The sequence below is a fragment of the Variovorax paradoxus NBRC 15149 genome (assembly GCF_001591365.1).
Taxonomy (GTDB): Bacteria; Pseudomonadota; Gammaproteobacteria; order Burkholderiales; family Burkholderiaceae_C; genus Variovorax; species Variovorax paradoxus.
In genome coordinates this window covers 2754122-2769828 of sequence record NZ_BCUT01000001.1, presented here as the reverse complement: position 1 = coordinate 2769828, position 15707 = coordinate 2754122, and the positions used below count along the sequence as shown (strand labels likewise).

The following is a 15707-nucleotide window of genomic DNA, read 5'->3' as shown; positions in this document are numbered from 1 at the left end:
CACACCGATCGTTCACACATGAGTTCCCTCACCCATTTCGACGCCCAGGGCCAGGCCCACATGGTCGACGTGGCGGCCAAGCCCGCCACCCATCGCGTGGCCGTGGCCACCGGCCGCATCGAGATGCAGCCCGCCACGCTGGCGCTGATCGAATCGGGCACCGCCAAGAAGGGCGACGTGCTCGGCATCGCGCGCATCGCCGGCATCCAGGCCGCCAAGAAGACCAGCGACCTGATCCCGCTGTGCCACCCGCTGGCGCTCACGCGCGTGGCGCTGGCCTTTGCGCTGGCCGAAAAAGGCAACGCGCCGCAGGTGGTGTGCACCGCCACCGTCGAGACCGTGGGGCCCACCGGCGTCGAGATGGAAGCGCTCACCGCCGTGCAGGTGGCGCTGCTCACCATCTACGACATGTGCAAGGCCGTGGACCGGGGCATGCGCATCACCGACGTGCATGTGCTGGAAAAGCACGGCGGCAAGTCGGGGAGCTACGTGGCCGACCCTCAAGGCTAGGGCGCTTGGCCGTCGACGGACAGCCCCTTCAGCCAGCGCTCGTACTCCGACGGAAAGGCGATGCGAAAACGCTCCGCCTGGTCGCGGGCCTCCTCGCCCCGCCCCATCAGCTCGGCGCTTTCGATCAGCTTGGTGATCACGCGCGGCTCGGGCGAGAAATGCAGCGTGCGCTCGGCCAGTGAATGCATCGCGGCGGCGTTGTCCGGCGTGACCGCCGTGAGCGTGAGTTCGGCAAAGTCGACCTGCCTGGCAAAGAGCCACGATTTCCTGGCCTTGGCGAGCGTGCCGTCTTCATAGGCCGGCAAACGCTCGTCGCGCGCCAGGTAGATCTGGCTGATGCGGATGTAGTCCCAGGTGGCATAGCCGACCACCGCCATCAGCACCGCGGCCGCGACGCAAGACAGCACCGGCGGCTCGAGCCACCGGGTCTTCTTCTTCAGCCGCTCCCGCATCGAGGCCGGGCCGCCAGCACCCCGCGCGGGCCACAGCATGCCCAGGCACAGCCCGAACACCAGCTGGAACGGCCCGTACCAGAGCGGATATTCGAGCAGGCTGTGCAGCGCGATCGCGCCCAGCATGCCCCAGGCCATGAGCCGCACCGAATCGCGCTCGCGCCAGGGCCGTGCCGCCAACACCATCCAGACGAAGCCGCCGCAGACCAGCACCGACACCGGAATGCCCATTTCCACCGCCAGGTGCAGCGGCAGGTTGTGCGCGTTGTCCAATATCTCGGGGAAGCGCGGCCCGTCGTACAGCGTGCTGTAGTGCGCGAAGGCCAGCTCGCCCCAGCCCCACCCCGCGAGCGGATGCGCGGCAATCAGCGAGAGCACGTTGCGCCACAGGATCATCCGCGTGTGGTCGCCCGGCGCGCCCTCCTGCAGCCGCTGCATCATGCCCTCGACCTCGCCCGCCGCAAGCTGCGGCAGCAGCCAGGCGATGGCGAAATAGACCGGAACCATCGCCAGCAGCACCAGCGGCGGCGGCAGGCTGAAGGGCGGCGCGCCGGCAGCGCCATCCGGGGCCGCGCCGCGGCGCTCCCGCCGCGCGATGAACGCCGCAACGCCCACGATCGACAGCAGCTGGAGCAGGCCCGTGCGCGAAGTGGACGCTGCCGCAGCCACCAGCAGCAGCAGCGCCGCCGCCACCAGCCAGCGCCGGATGCGCGCCGAGGGCTGCGCCGCGTAGATCCATAGCGCAGCCACCAGTGCCATGCTGATCAGCGTGGCGAACTGGTTGCGCTGGCGCAGGTTGCCATACGCCTGGCCCAGCGCGGGCGTGGTGGTCCAGGGCACCAGCGGCTCCGCCAGGCCGTAGTACTGGAGCAGGCCCAGCACGGCGCTGACCAGGCCGGCCACCAGCACGCCCACCGCCAGCACCCCCGAGGTGCCGGGCCCTCCGCGCACCATGCCCGCACCCACGCAGGCCGCGGCCGCCATGGCGGCGAGCACCACCGCGGGCGGCAGCCATGCGGCGGCGCCGGCATGCGGGGAGGAGAAAAGCACGACCGCCGCCGCCCCGGCGCCCAGCCAGGCCCAGATGCCGCGCGCCGGCATGGCAGAAGGAATGGCCAGAAGCATCGCCGCGAGGCAGACCCAGGTGGCCAGCAGCTGCCAAGCCTGGACCGAAGGGCCGGCGACGAGGGGACAGAGAAACGGAAACGCCACCAGCCCGGCGCGCACGGCGCCGACGGCCTTGGATGGGAGAGCGGCCGCCTCGGCAGGCGCTGCGCGGGAAGTCATTCCGCTAATTGTGCCGACCGGCCGGGCCGACGAATGGCGGCGGGTGGGAGACGAGCGGTTTTGCGGAAAAACACATTTGGAGACATTCTTAGACAACTGTCTACAACTGTTGCCCGCCCTCTGGCGGGAGGCCCGGAATCGGTCCGAAAGGTGTCTCTTGAAGAAACAAGCAAGCTATTTCCGTCGTCCTGTCCAGGCACGGGGCGGCTCGTCCGGCTTTACGTTGATTGAAGTGATGATCGTCATAGCAATCGTCGCCATTCTGGCTTCCATTGCAGTGCCTTCGTATAACGACTATCTGCGCCGCGGGCAGGTCCAGGAAGCTCCCAGCACCCTGTCCAATTTTCGAGCACAGATGGAGCAGTACTACCAAGACCACCGCAATTACGGTTCGGGCACTACCTGTGGAATTGCAAATCCGGCCGGCACGTACTTCCAGTATTCCTGCACGACAGCAGGGCAGACATACACGGCGACTGCAAGTCCCGCCAATACTGGTGGTTTGGTCGCAGGCCTCACCTACACGATTAATGAACAAAACAGCCAGCAAACAACTTGCAGCGGCTGTGCTTGGAACTTCAGCAGTCCCCGGTCCGCTTGGATCCTTCGCAAGCCATGAGCCCCGACGTGCGACGCTCAGCAATGGGCTTCACCCTTATTGAGCTCATGGTGACCATCGCGCTGTTTGCTTTGTTGCTCACATTCGCGTACCCAAGTTATACAAGCTTCATCCGAAACGCCCAAGTTCGCACAGCCGCTGAATCGATCGTCAATGGCCTGCAGCTTGCCCGGGCCGAGGCCATACGCCGCAACAGCAACGTCCGGTTCCGATTGCTAAACACCTCCCAGGGTACGGCGGTCACGGGCGGAACGGACTGGGACATCATGTATTCGCTCCCGGCAACGCCGACGACGTTCGACCAGTCGGTTCAGACCCGCCGCGAAACCTCCACCACGTCCAATGCACGGGTTCAGGTCGCGAATGCGGTGGGGACGGTAACGGCAAATCCTGGTGCCGGCCTGCCCGCGAGCATTCTTTTTACAGGCCTGGGACGGCTCAATACCGCAACCACCGTGCGCCAGATAGACATCACGGGAGCCACAACAGACGTGCGAAGGCTGGCGATTGTCCTGACCCCTGGAGGCGATGTCAGGCTCTGCGATCCCGCGCTGTCTCTGGCAACCAATCCTCAAGGTTGTGTATGAAGCAAAAGCGCTCTGTCCAAACGCAGCGTTCGTCCCGTTCGCAGAGTGGCGTGATGCTGATCGAAGCGCTCGTTGCCATCGCCATCTTCTCGTTCGCAGTCCTGGGCATCATGGGCCTGCAGGCGACCGCCATCCGCACTGTGCGTGATGCCGACTACCGCGCGAAGGCAAGCCTGTTTGCCAATCAGATCGTGGGGCAAATGTGGGCCGACCGCTTCAACGTGCCCACCTATGCATTGAATGCGGGCAGCACGACTTGCGCTGAAGGTACGAATACCGCGGCCAATCCTGCTGTGACCAGTTGGCTTGCCGGTCTGACCGATACAACCAATCAGGGTTCGCTCCCGGGCGCGGCCGCCCTGCTGCAGCAGATCACCGTGGGAGCGAACAACACCGTCACGGTGACGCTTTGCTGGCAAGCCCCGCAGGACACGGCGCCCCACAACTTCACGCTCACGACGCAGATTCAAGGCTGACAGCATGTCATCACCTCAACAGCACATTCGACAGCAGCGGGGTTTCGGACTCGTGGAGATTCTTGTCGGCATGGCCGTGGGCTTCGTTGTCACGATCGTCATCTACCAGGTGATCTCGACCTACGAGGGCATCAAGCGCACGACAACCTCTGGCGCGGACACCCAGCAGAACGGGATCTTCAGCCTCTCGATGCTGGAGCGGGACATTCGCGCGGCTGGCTGGGGCATGCCGACAGCGGCTGTCATGCCTTGCACCACGTACTTCACCTACTACAGCACGGGAGCGGCAAGCGGTTCGGTTCCCAACTTTCCAAACACTCCCGTCCGAATCACGGACGGCGGCGCCGCGGCGGGCGCTTCCGACAGCATCACCATGCTATGGGGAAGCTCCGTTCGCAGCAACGTACGCAATGCCCTGCTGCAGAACGTCACAGCCAATCCTCCCGGAACATCGGTGTCCAACCTTCAACCGGCCACACAGGTTGCTCTGTCGTCTGTTGGTGGCTTCGTTTGGCTGACGGATGATGCCGGCAACTGCGCCCTGACCCGCATCACTGCCTCGGTCGCCAACCCGGCGAGTCCGACCAGCGTCATTCTTTCGCACGATGTGGCAACGGGCACCGCAACGCAGCCCAGCTACAACCCGCCAGCCGCCTACATGACGGCGAACGGCTGGCCCGTGAGCTACACCGCAAACCCGCGCATTTACGACCTGGGTGCATTCACACAGCGTACGTACTCTGTTGTTAACGGCTCGCTGGTCTCGCAGGATTTCTTCAGTTCGCTGACTCAGGTTCAGCTTGCAAACAATGTCGTGAGCCTCAAGGCCTATTACGGCATCAGCGATGCAGGCAGCCAGGTCGTCAACAACTGGGTCAGCGCCACCGGCAGTTGGGCAACTCCTACGGCGGAAGACTTCAAGCGCATCAAGGCACTGCGCGTTGCGGTCGTCGTTCGCAGTCCGCTCAAGGAAAGACTTCCTTCGGGGCAAACCGTCTGCGCAATCACGACCACAGCCCCCGAAAGTTGGCCGGGCGGTCCGACCATCGATTTAAGCAACGATTCCGATTGGCGCTGCTATCGCTATCGCACCTTCGAAACCGTGGTGCCGCTGCGCAATGTTCTTTGGGCCAACCTGTCATGACCCTTTTCCCATCTTCCTATTCCACTGCCGAGGTCCGCGCTCGGGCAAACCGGGCGCAGCGCGGCGTCATCGTCTTCATTGCGCTCATTGCGGTGCTGGTTCTTTCGCTGGCAGCGGTGGCACTGCTTCGCTCCACAGACACGGCGGGGGTGATATCGGGCAACGTGGCTTTCAAAAGCGCCACCACGAGTGCGGCCGACACGGGGGCAGAACGCGCTTTCAACGCGCTGCCAACTCTCGCAACGGCGGATGCCGATGTCACCGGCAAGTATTTTCGGCTCATGCAAGCGGTAGACGCCAACGGCATCCCGACTGCGGTGGCCAGCAACAACTGGGCCGATGTGCCCTGCTATGACGCGACAGGTGGCGCCACCGCAATCAGCTGCAGTGACGAATCGAGTTATCGGGTGCAGTACGTCATCGACAGGCTCTGCACCACCGCGCCTGCAACAACCGATCCGCTGACCTTGCTAACCAGCAAATGCGTAGCGGGGCAGCCGTTTTCCTCGGGCGGATCTGCCGGCGACGACCTCAACAGCCATGCGCAGACCACCAATGTCTTCGGCAGCCTGACGCCGCCGCCGCCGACCCGCCCCACCATTCACTACCGGGTGACGGTGCGTGTCCAGGGTCCCCGCAATGCACTCAGCATTGTCCAGACCACCATCGAATTGCCTTTTGGCTGAAATCTCGAAGTTGAAATAACAACGAACACGATCATGCAATCAATAGCCAAAAGAACATCGACCAGCATCGTCGCAATGATGGTGGCTTCGCTGGTGTTTCAACCCTTTGCCGCCCTTGCAGCGACCGACCTGACAGATGTTCCGCTCATTGTGCAGAGCCGGGCCAAGCCGAACATTCTTTTCACGCTCGACAACTCTGGAAGTATGGAGTGGGGATCGATCACCGGCACCGACGCGACAGCGGAATTCTCGAAGAGCCGGAGAGCCTACTACTCGCCGACGTTCAACGAACTCTATTACAACCCTACCATCACCTATTTGCCCGGCGTCAAGTACGACAGCACCGCGCCGACCTTCACTTCGTCGATGCCTGCGAGTTCGGCCGCATCAGCACGAGTCGATCCTTATGCGACCACCAACGGCTCCACTGCGACGGTTGATCTTACGGAGACATGCTGGAATACAACGACCCCACCAGATCTGCCACGCTATACCAGCAGCTTTGCAGCAAACAGGAACTGCGCGGACACGTCGAGCGGGACGAAGACCACGAGTTATGCCCGTTATGCTTTCTACTATGTTTGGAAGGGTTCGGGTACCGAAAGCGGTTCAAGCGGGCAGGATTCCGACAGCAATTACAACCGGGTCGAGATCACCAGCGCGACGGCTACCTACCCCAAAGCCTCCACAAGAACCGACTGTGGAACGGGAGCAACTTGTACCTATGCTCAGGAAATACAGAACTTTGCCAACTGGTTCTCTTACTACCGCACGCGCATTCATACGGCAAAAAGCTCGCTGGGTCTCGCCTTCTCAGTTCTCGATAACAAGTCGCGCGTAGGTTTTTCGACAATCAATAACAACAGCAGTGACGTCAATACGAACGCAACGAATTTTGTCGCGTTGTCGGATTTCGGCAGCACGCAAAAAAATACTTGGTACAACAAGCTGTATTCCATCAATCCAGGTGGCGGCACACCTTTGATTCCAGCGCTTGAGCGCGCGGGTGAATATTTCAGAACTGGAACCATGCCAGGGGCAAACACGACGACCGCGCGGTCGACGACGGTCCCTCTGGCTTGTACGCCCAACTACACCATTCTCTCCACCGACGGCTACTGGAATGGGAGTGACAGTGCCTCCGTAGGAAACACGGACCAAACCGTTCCGACCTTGCCAGCCAATGTCTATAGAGATGCTGATACAGGAGCGGCCATCAACGACCCCATTGCAGGCGTACCTCTTGTGGCGGGGCAGCGCTTTCCAGCTCCTTTCTACGGCGGCTCCGATACTTCGGACACGCTCGCCGATGTAGCGATGAAGTATTGGATTTCGGACCTTACTGCGCCCACATCCTCGGCAGGCAAGGTGGCTTCCAATCCTTCCGACCCGGCCACATGGCAGCACATGGTCACCTTTACCATCGGTCTTGGCGCCAGTGGCACGGTTTCCACGCCGCCCACCGGCACAGACGCCTGGCCGGCGCCAGCAGCAGATTCGGCCACCGCCATCGACGACCTCTGGCATGCGGCGCTCAACGGCCACGGCCAATACTTCAATGCGAAGGATCCGGCCAAGCTGCAAACCGCGCTCGGCTCCATCCTCAACAACATCGTCAATCGCACGGGCGCAGCGGCCTCGGTGGCGGTGAGCAACCCGAACGTGCAATCGGGGGACAACACGGCCTTTGCCTCGAGCTTCAATTCAGGGACGTGGTACGGCGATCTCGAAGCCTTTGCGATCGACGTTAATACCGGATTGCTGGGCAGCACACCGCTTTGGTCTGCCCAGTCGCTGCTCGATAGCAAGGCATTCGGAACGCGGAAAATCGCGAGCTTCGACGGCAGCAATGGCGTGCCTTTCACCACCACCGGCCTGAGCGCGAAGGTATCGCGCTTCAACTCGGTGGCAACCCCTCCGGGCCCAAGCGACAACGCTGCGGTGTTCTCCTACCTGCGGGGCGATCGCAGCAAGGAAGGCACCGACAGCACCAGCGGCCAACCGTACCGTACCCGCACGCACGTGCTGGGCGACATTGTGAACGGCGAACCAACCTACGTATCGGCGCCCCGTTCGAGCTATACCGACCCGGGCTATTCGACATTCAAGGCCGGAACGGCCGCAAGCCGTACCCGGGTGGTGTATCAAGGCGCCAACGACGGCATGCTTCATGCCTTTGACGCCGCAACCGGCAATGAGTTGTGGGCCTACGTGCCGGGCGGCATTGTCGATGCCAACCTCTCCACGACTTCAACCGGCACCAGTTCGCTGGTTGGTCTGACACAACAAAGCCCCACGTTCCAGCATCGCTTCTACGTGGACGGAACCTCGGTAGCCACGGACGTCGATCTCAGCAACACGCTCGCAAACCAGCCCACGCCTCCGACGCCCAGCTGGGCCACGGTCCTGATCGGCGGCCTCGCCAAGGGCGGAAGAGGCTATTTCGCGCTGAACGTGACCGACCCCACGGCGGCTTCGGACACTGCGGTAGCCAGCAAAGTCATGTGGGAGTTTCCCAATGCCAGCACCCCGGCGGCGGTCAAGAACAACATCGGCTACAGCTACGGCACGCCGCTCAACGTGAAGACGAAGGCGGCTGGCTGGGTCACGCTGGTGACGTCGGGCTACAACAACGGCGCCGATACCGGCGGCGATGGTGCCGGCCACCTGTTTGTGCTGAATACCGCCACCGGCGCCCTGATCAAGGACCTAAGCACCGGTACGGGCAGCAGCGCCAACCCCAGTGGCCTCGCAAAAGTCAGCGCGTTCCTGGTGAGTCCTGGCACCGACGACACCGCGGACTATGTCTACGGCGGCGACCTGCTCGGCAACGTGTGGCGGTTCGACCTTTCGGCCACCTCGACAACTGACTGGAACGTCAAGCGCCTCGCAACCCTGGTAGACACCAGCGGCAGGGTGCAGCCCATTACCGCCTCGCCCGAGTTGGGCGTGGTGAAGGGCAAGCGTATGGTCTACGTGGGCACCGGCCAATACCTTGGAGCTTCCGACATTCCGGGCGCCACAGGGGCCAATGCCAGCGCCAGCCTGCCGCAATCGTTCTATGGCCTGCTCGACGACAAATCCGACAATCCGACGATCACGCCACTGCGCACTCAGCTCGTACGGCAGACCGCCACGACGTCGGGTACGAACGTCAACGTCACCACTAATCCACTGGATCTCACGACCAAGAAAGGCTGGGTCCTCGACTTTGCAACGACGCCAGTCGGCGAGCGCGCTTATACGAGTCCGGTGCTGTTCCAGGGCGTGCTTGCGTTCACGACAAACATTCCATCGAGCGACCCCTGCACGCCCGGCGGGAGTTCGAATCTTTATTTCCTGAACTACAGCAACGGCGGGGCCATTCCCAATCTGACCAGCCGTTTTGTGGGGAATGTGCTCGCGAGCCGCGTGCAACCTGAAGGACTGCCAAACGGCACAGTGAAGATTCTTGTGCGAACTTCGGATGGCAAGAACAAGGTCTATGACGTGGCAGTTCCATCGGCCACCACCCCAACCCGCATCATGTGGCGGGAAATAATTACAAATTGATCGATCGAAAGACGCTCGGAGGTGCGGCAAATGCCAGCGGCGTGGAGCACACTTCAAAAGGCTCGCTATTGCTTTCATTAGATGTCAACCGGCATCCGCGATGCTTTGAGCTTGCCTATCTAGCGGTTGAGGCAACCGAAAATAAAGTTCCAATTTAGTCTGGTTTTAAATAGAAGTTAAGCCAATCTTCGCAACCGCAAATGAGATCATTCCCTCTAGCGTTCGACTTGAAATTCAAAGCCGGATCAAAAAGTGGGACGCCTACCCAGATCGACAAATCCGCTCACATTTCCACAAAAAGATCACAGATGCCGACCCACAATTGCAGTATTCACTGCAATTGAATTGGCTTAAATTCTTCTACCAACGCGTGGGTCTGCTGGGTTTTCGCAGAGTCGAGCACTCAGCTGCCGCGCCGCTGGTGCCGATCTACACAGTTCGTGGCCTGCGGCACTTCGCAAACTCGATAGGGATGTCGTCTGCCGAGGCGAGCTACTTCGGCGCAAGCTGCGATCACACTAGGCCCTCGATCCCCGTTCCACCACGCTCGGTACATTTCAGCGATGGCATCAGCACGTTGAGCCCACCTGCTCAGCTTCGATGACCGACTTGTGCAAGATGGCGTGTGCTCAGCCTGACTATGCCATCGATGCGCCGGACTGTAAGCAAGCGCACGACTGAAGCTTAATTCAGGCCACGCACTCCTCATGCGGCGAATCCAGACCGTCTCGCACCGCTAAGTGTCATGCCTGATGAGAATCGAGCGCACGCGCCGTTCCCAGCCGCAAGCGTGAGATCAAACTTATTTCGCTGATTGCTTACTCTGAAACTCTTCGCTTTTTCGAATACCCACCTGCTGCTGTCGAGGTCCGACAGATTTGGTGGTTCGACCGCAGTAGCGCTTCGTTAATGACGTGTGTTGCTGAGCTGCATAGCGCGTTTTATCCACCGGCGACTTCAGGACCCTGAGGAATGCTCTAAATTAGAATAAGCCGAATAAACAAAAAAGCCGCCCGAAGGCGGCTCGATACATGCTATTTTTGGGCGTAATCGATTTTAGCGACCCGTCGTCTTTACGTAGTTGCCCAGGGTGTCAGTACCTGTCGCAGTACATGCGATATTGCCGCTCGCGTTGATTGCGCAGTCGGCGTTATAAACCAACGATTTCACTTCAGCCGTTCCGGTGAAAGCGATATTCACTTTACCAGGAGTAGGAGTGGCGCCCGAAGTTGCGGCCGTGCCAGTAAGAGCGACGACAGCTGCATACTTGGGGGTCGGCAGCGCAGTACCAGCAAAGCCGTACTTCTGCAGTTCTGTCAGCGAGTCGCAAAGAGTGCCATCACCGGCCGAGTCATCCATGCATGCCTTAATGGCGGACTTGACACCTTCAATTTCAGTGATGTTGACGGCCCACTTAGATTTCACAATGTAATCTTGATACGCCGGCAGAGCCACAGCAGCCAAGATACCAATGATCGCCACAACGATCATCAATTCGATAAGGGTGAAACCCTTTTGCACGTTACGTGCGATAGAACGACGGTTCATTCAAAACTCCAGGTTGGTTTGTACAGCCCGGGAACCAAGCCCGGAGCGTAGTACCTTCCGCAGCATCTGTGCCATCCCGCTTGCGAGCCCCGGAACCGCCAAAACCGAGCACTTTGCACTCAATCCGGTTACATCGAGTGACAGAAACTGCTTCCAAATGCTACAGAGCGTGACAAATTTGTCAGCCCGCTCGGCCTCCACCGACTCAAAAAGTCAGCACCCCATTCGCCTTCAACCACCGAATATCCCGCTGCGCCAGCCCCGCCACCTGGTGCCCGGCCAGATGCTCGATTTGCCACATGATCTCTTCGGTTTCCGCCGGCTTGGTGTGGGTGATGTAGATCGGAAACTGCTTGCCCGGATCGATGTGCGCCAGCTCATCGGCCAGGGCGCGGGGCGACAGGTGCAGGCTGCGTTCGGCCAGGGCCTGCTCGCGGTTGCTGAATGCGGTTTCTATGACGAGCATGGCCACGTCCAGGGCGTTGAGGCGGTCCCAGAAGGGGGTGTTGCGCTCGGTGTCGCCGGTGAAGACCCAGTTGGCGCCGCCCTCGGCGCGGCTCACGGCAAAGCCGCAGGCGGGCACGGTGTGCACGGCGGGCAGCACCTCGATGCGCTTGGGGGCGGCGGTGCCCAGTTGCAGCACCTGGCCCACGGCAATGTCGTGAAAGCTCACGAAGGGGGCCTCGGGGCTGGGAATGCTCTCGAAGTCGGGCCAGATGACGTTGTTGAACACATGGGCGCGCAGCGCCTCGATGGTGGCGCGCAGGGCGTGCACGCGCAGCGAGCGGGTGCGGCGGCCGCCGACGGCGTCGAGCATGAGGGGCAACGCGGCGATGTGGTCGAGGTGGCAGTGGGTGAGCACCACGTCGTCGATGCCGGCCATTTCGTCGAGGGTGAGGTCGCCCACGCCGGTGCCCGCATCGACGAGCAGGTCGGTGTCGATCAGGAACGAGGTGGTCCGGCAGTCCTTGGCAATGGCGCCCGAGCAACCCAGCACGCGAACCTGCATTGTGAGAGACCCTCTGCTTGTGTCTTCTGCCGTCATTTGGTTTCGAAGCGGGTTGCGCCGTCCCATTCGGGGTCTTGGGGCCGCAACGCCATGGAGGCTAATCGTTGTGCGTAGAGCTGGTAAAGGACTTTTTTGGCATCCGCGGTCAGCAGCGGATCCAGCAGGTTGCGGCCCATGGCCCAGTCCTGGCGGCGGTAGGCGGCCAGCACTTCGGCCCAGCGCTGCAGCTGGGCGGATTGCTGCAGTGCGGCAGGGCTCTGGGCCTCTGCCTGCGCGGTGGCGCCGAGCGGCGTGAAGACGGCCACGGCCTGCGCCCGGCCCTTGACGAGCACGCTGTCGAGCTCCTGCCAGACGAAGCCGGGCGCGAGTTCGCGGGTGGCGCCGCTGGCGACGATTTCCACGCCGTAGTGCACGCTCAGGCCTTCGAGGCGGGAGGCCAGGTTGACCGCATCGCCAACGACGGTGTAGCTGCGCCGCGCGGCCGAGCCCATGTCGCCCACGCTCATGACGCCGCTGTTGATGCCGATGCCCACGCTGATCTCGGGCCGGCCGGTGGTGCGGTGGATGTTGTTGATGTCGCGCACAGCCTCGGCCATGTCGAGCGCGGCGCGCACGGCCAGGGTGGCGTGCTCGGGGGTGTCGATGGGGGCGCCCCAGAAGGCCATGACGCAGTCGCCCATGTATTTGTCGACGGTGCCGCGGTGGGTGCTGATGACGCTGGTGAGCCGGTTGAACACGTTGTTCAGGAAGGCCTGCAGTTCGGCCGGAGCCATCTGCTCCGACAGGCGGGTGAAGTTGCGCATGTCGCAGAACATGACGGTCATGTGCTTGCTCTCGGCGCGCATGCTGTAGCGGCCGGGGGTGACGAGCATTTCCTTGACGAGCTGCGGCGGCACGTAGGTGCCGAAGAGCCGCACCAGCCCCCGGCGCGCGCGCGACTCGATGAAGTAGCCCCAGCCCATGTTGAAGGCAAAGGCGAGCACCGCCATGGTCAGCGCGGAGGCAAGCGGCAGCACGAGGCTGTGGCGCTGGTAGAGCCAGGCATTGACGCCGACCAGCGCCGCGAGGGTGGCAATGGCCAGCACCACGGCGCGCGGGGCGGGCAGCAGCGACAGCCCCAGCGCCAGCACGAGGCCCGCGGCCAGCACGCTGAGCACTTCATAACCCGGGGCATAGTCGGGCACCGCGAGCAGGCGGTGGTCGAGCATGGCCGAGACGATGTTGGCATGCACTTCGACGCCGGGGAAGGCAGCGCCGACGGGGGTGGCGCGCAGGTCCTGCAGGCCCGGCGCGGTGGCGCCGACGAGCACGATGCGGTCCTTCAGCTCGCCGGGCGCGAGCCGCCCTTCGAGCACGTCGCCGGCCGACACGTAGCGGAACGATCCGCCGTGCGCGCCGCCGGGGCCGCGGAACGGCACCTGCATGGAAGCGGCTTCGTTGACGGGGATGCGCAGGCCGCCGACCAGCAGGGATTGGAGCGGCGGCGCGGCGCCGCCGGATCCGCCGGGTGCAAAGGCCGGCCGCACGGGCGGCGAGCCGCTGGCAAGCCGGTAGACGGCCAGGCCCAGCGATTCGTAGTAGCCGGGCCGGGCGCGGTCGCCCTCATAGCGGGCGATGAGCGGCACGGCGCGGATGACGCCGTCGCCGTTCGACATGACCAGCGTGTTGAGAAAGCCCGCCGCCGGCGCGGCATCGGCCAGCACCGGCAGGCTGGCGCCAAAGCCGTTCCAGGCGGTGGCATAGCCGCGGCCCGGCGGAAAGGCCTCGGCCTGCAGCACGGGGGCCGGCGGCAGCTGGCCCTTGGCGCCGGGCTTTTCGGTGCGCGTGAAGTAGTAGCCGAGCGCCACGCGCTGGCCCTGCATGGCGGCGGCAAAGATGGCGTCGTTGTCGAGCGTGGGGGCGAGCCGGTCGATTTCAGAGGCCAGCCCCGGCATTTCGCGCAGCGGCCCGCGTGCGATCTGGCGCAGCTTGTCGAGGCCGGAGCTGCGGTCGGGCTCGACGAACATCACGTCGAAGCCCAGCGCCGCCGCCTGCTGCCGCCCGGTGAGCTCCCGGGTGAGCCGGGCCAGCTTGTCGCGCGACCAGGGCCATTGGCCCTGCCGGGTGAGGCTGGCGTCGTCGACGTCGACGATCACGATGCGCGGGTCGAGCGTGCCCGGCATGGTGGCGCGCAGGCGGGTGTCGTAGATCAGGTGGTCGAGCCGGTCGATGGCATCCAGGCGCCAGAGGCCGGTGGCATGCGCGAGCGCGAGCAAAACCGGCAGCAGGGTGATGGCAATGCGCGGCCAGTGGCGCCTGAGCGCGGTCACTGGTGCTGCACCCTTGGCGCTGTTGCGCCGCGGGAATCAGACGCGCACGAACTGCATGCGCGTGGCGCCGCCAAGCTCGAGCACGTCGCCTTCCTGCAGCCCGACGGGCTCGGCACCGAGCGGTGCGCCGTTGAGCGTGACGCCGCCCATGATGGTGGAAGCCATGTAGCTCTGGCGGCGGCGCGTGACCACGGCCACCGCAACGCCGGGCTTGCCGATGGTGGTGACCACCTTCTGCAGCGGCACTTCCTGGCCCTGGTCGGTGCCCGAGAGAACGCGCAGTGCGGGCATGCCCAGTTCGAGCAGCGCGCCGGCTTCGGTGGGTGCGGCCGACAGCGGAACGGAGGCCGCGTAGTCGCCGCGCGCAGCACCGCGGGGGGAACCGGCGTCGGCGGCCGCGCTGCTGCGGGCGCGGAAGTGCAGGCGGCAGCCGCCGATTTCGATGACGTCGTTGTCCTTGAGCTTCTGCTGCTTCTGGACGACGATCGCATTGACGTAGGTGCCGTTGGTGCTGTTGAGATCTTCAATTTCGACTTCAGCGCCGCGCATGTGCAGCACGGCATGCTCGCCGCTGACCGCGAGATTGTCGAGCACGATGTCGTTGTAGGCGCGCCGCCCCAGCGTGGTCCGGTCCTTGGCAAGCGCCATTTGTCCGATGACAGTGCCATCGATCGAAATGATCATCTTCGGCATTGCCGACTCCCTGAATGCATGTTTTTATTCAGGCGCACTGCCAATGCGCGCCCTGGCCAGGACAACTGAAATATTGTCTCGGCCGCCATTGTCGTTGGCAACGGCCACCAGAAGTGATGCTTTCTGCTGAAGCTCGACATCGTGATTCAAAAGCGTGAAAAGCTGCGCATCCGGGACCATCTCGCTGAGCCCGTCGGAGCAGAGCATATAGAGGTCGTCGGGCCTTGCGGTGTGCTCGTGCATCTCGAGCACCACCTGCGGCTCCACGCCCATGGCACGCGTCACGAGGTTGCGGTGCGGGGAGATCAGCGCCTCCTCGGCGGTGATGGCGCCGGCGTCGAGCTGCTGCTGGCGCAGTGAATGGTCGCGCGTGAGCTGCTCGAGCTTGTTGTTGCGAAGGCGGTAGCAGCGCGAATCGCCGATGTGGCCGACCAGCACGCGCTGCGGCCGGAACGCGGCCAGCACCAGGGTGGTTCCCATGCCCTGGAGTTCGGCATTGGCCAGGCCGGCTTCGAGGATGGCGGAATTGGCCTCGTCGGTGGCCGCCTGCAAGGCACGCCGCACCACGCGCGCGGGCGCCTGCAGGCCGGCCTGCGCGAACCAGCGCGCAAAGCTGGCGTGCACCAGCGACACCGCCATGGCGCTGGCCACTTCGCCGCCCTTGTAGCCGCCCATGCCGTCGGCCAGCACGGCCAGGCCGAGGGCCGGGTCGATGTGCAGGTCGTCCTCGTTGTGGGCCCGCGCGCGGCCGACGTCGGTCAGCCCTGCAAAGTCCCAGGAGAGCTGGGGCCGGGTGGAGAAAAGGGACGCGCCGACACTCGCCATATGTTTTCAG

Annotated in this window: 13 protein-coding genes; 7 read left to right on the top strand and 6 right to left on the bottom strand. The window is 63.3% G+C overall.

The window, feature by feature from the left end; genetic code table 11:
• The first annotated feature begins 18 nt into the window (after positions 1 to 18).
• Positions 19 to 510 (top strand): cyclic pyranopterin monophosphate synthase MoaC, encoded by a 492-nt coding sequence (gene moaC, locus VPA02S_RS12885; RefSeq protein ID WP_018903513.1) that lies wholly within the window; start codon positions 19 to 21, stop codon positions 508 to 510.
• Here moaC and VPA02S_RS12880 read toward each other — a convergent pair.
• A complete protein-coding gene (locus VPA02S_RS12880) occupies positions 507 to 2249 on the bottom strand; it encodes a PglL family O-oligosaccharyltransferase (RefSeq protein ID WP_025569524.1) in 1743 nt (580 codons plus the stop codon). The genes moaC and VPA02S_RS12880 overlap by 4 nt on opposite strands.
• Positions 2250 to 2406: 157 nt before the next feature.
• Here VPA02S_RS12880 and VPA02S_RS31355 point away from each other — a divergent pair, with 157 nt between their 5' ends.
• The 6 genes from VPA02S_RS31355 to VPA02S_RS31350 are packed head-to-tail and all read left to right on the top strand — an operon-like array spanning position 2407 to position 9313.
• A complete protein-coding gene (locus VPA02S_RS31355) occupies positions 2407 to 2868 on the top strand; it encodes a type IV pilin protein (protein ID WP_027729495.1) in 462 nt (153 codons plus the stop codon).
• Complete coding sequence (locus VPA02S_RS12875) at positions 2865 to 3455, top strand: GspH/FimT family pseudopilin (RefSeq protein ID WP_081247515.1); 591 nt, start codon at positions 2865 to 2867, stop codon at positions 3453 to 3455. Before VPA02S_RS31355 ends, VPA02S_RS12875 begins: the two co-directional genes overlap by 4 nt.
• A 53-nt stretch (positions 3456 to 3508) precedes the next feature.
• Positions 3509 to 3931 (top strand): type IV pilus modification PilV family protein, encoded by a 423-nt coding sequence (locus tag VPA02S_RS12870; protein ID WP_049805750.1) that lies wholly within the window; start codon positions 3509 to 3511, stop codon positions 3929 to 3931.
• Positions 3932 to 3935: 4 nt separating this feature from the next.
• Positions 3936 to 5075: a PilW family protein gene (locus VPA02S_RS12865; protein WP_081247514.1), complete on the top strand. Its 1140-nt coding sequence runs from the start codon at positions 3936 to 3938 to the stop codon at positions 5073 to 5075.
• Entirely contained in the window at positions 5072 to 5761 is a 690-nt protein-coding gene (locus VPA02S_RS12860; protein WP_027729493.1) for a pilus assembly PilX family protein, read from the top strand. The genes VPA02S_RS12865 and VPA02S_RS12860 overlap by 4 nt, the downstream gene beginning before the upstream one ends.
• A gap of 33 nt (positions 5762 to 5794) precedes the next feature.
• Entirely contained in the window at positions 5795 to 9313 is a 3519-nt protein-coding gene (locus VPA02S_RS31350) for a pilus assembly protein (protein WP_081247513.1), read from the top strand.
• Positions 9314 to 10369: 1056 nt separating this feature from the next.
• Here VPA02S_RS31350 and VPA02S_RS32355 read toward each other — a convergent pair.
• The 5 genes from VPA02S_RS32355 to VPA02S_RS12835 form a co-directional block, all read right to left on the bottom strand.
• Positions 10370 to 10861, bottom strand: coding sequence for a pilin (locus tag VPA02S_RS32355; protein ID WP_027729490.1), 492 nt, complete (start codon positions 10859 to 10861; stop codon positions 10370 to 10372).
• A gap of 205 nt (positions 10862 to 11066) precedes the next feature.
• A complete protein-coding gene (locus VPA02S_RS12850; protein WP_025569723.1) occupies positions 11067 to 11870 on the bottom strand; it encodes a 3',5'-cyclic-nucleotide phosphodiesterase in 804 nt (267 codons plus the stop codon).
• A gap of 32 nt (positions 11871 to 11902) precedes the next feature.
• Positions 11903 to 14179 (bottom strand): CHASE2 domain-containing protein, encoded by a 2277-nt coding sequence (locus VPA02S_RS12845; protein WP_028254154.1) that lies wholly within the window; start codon positions 14177 to 14179, stop codon positions 11903 to 11905.
• Between the two features lie 36 nt (positions 14180 to 14215).
• The gene (locus VPA02S_RS12840) at positions 14216 to 14872 is read right to left on the bottom strand and encodes an FHA domain-containing protein (protein WP_018903498.1); all 657 of its coding nucleotides are present in this window, start codon (positions 14870 to 14872) and stop codon (positions 14216 to 14218) included.
• Positions 14873 to 14896: 24 nt separating this feature from the next.
• Complete coding sequence (locus VPA02S_RS12835) at positions 14897 to 15697, bottom strand: Stp1/IreP family PP2C-type Ser/Thr phosphatase (RefSeq protein WP_062363967.1); 801 nt, start codon at positions 15695 to 15697, stop codon at positions 14897 to 14899.
• Positions 15698 to 15707 lie beyond the last annotated feature (10 nt).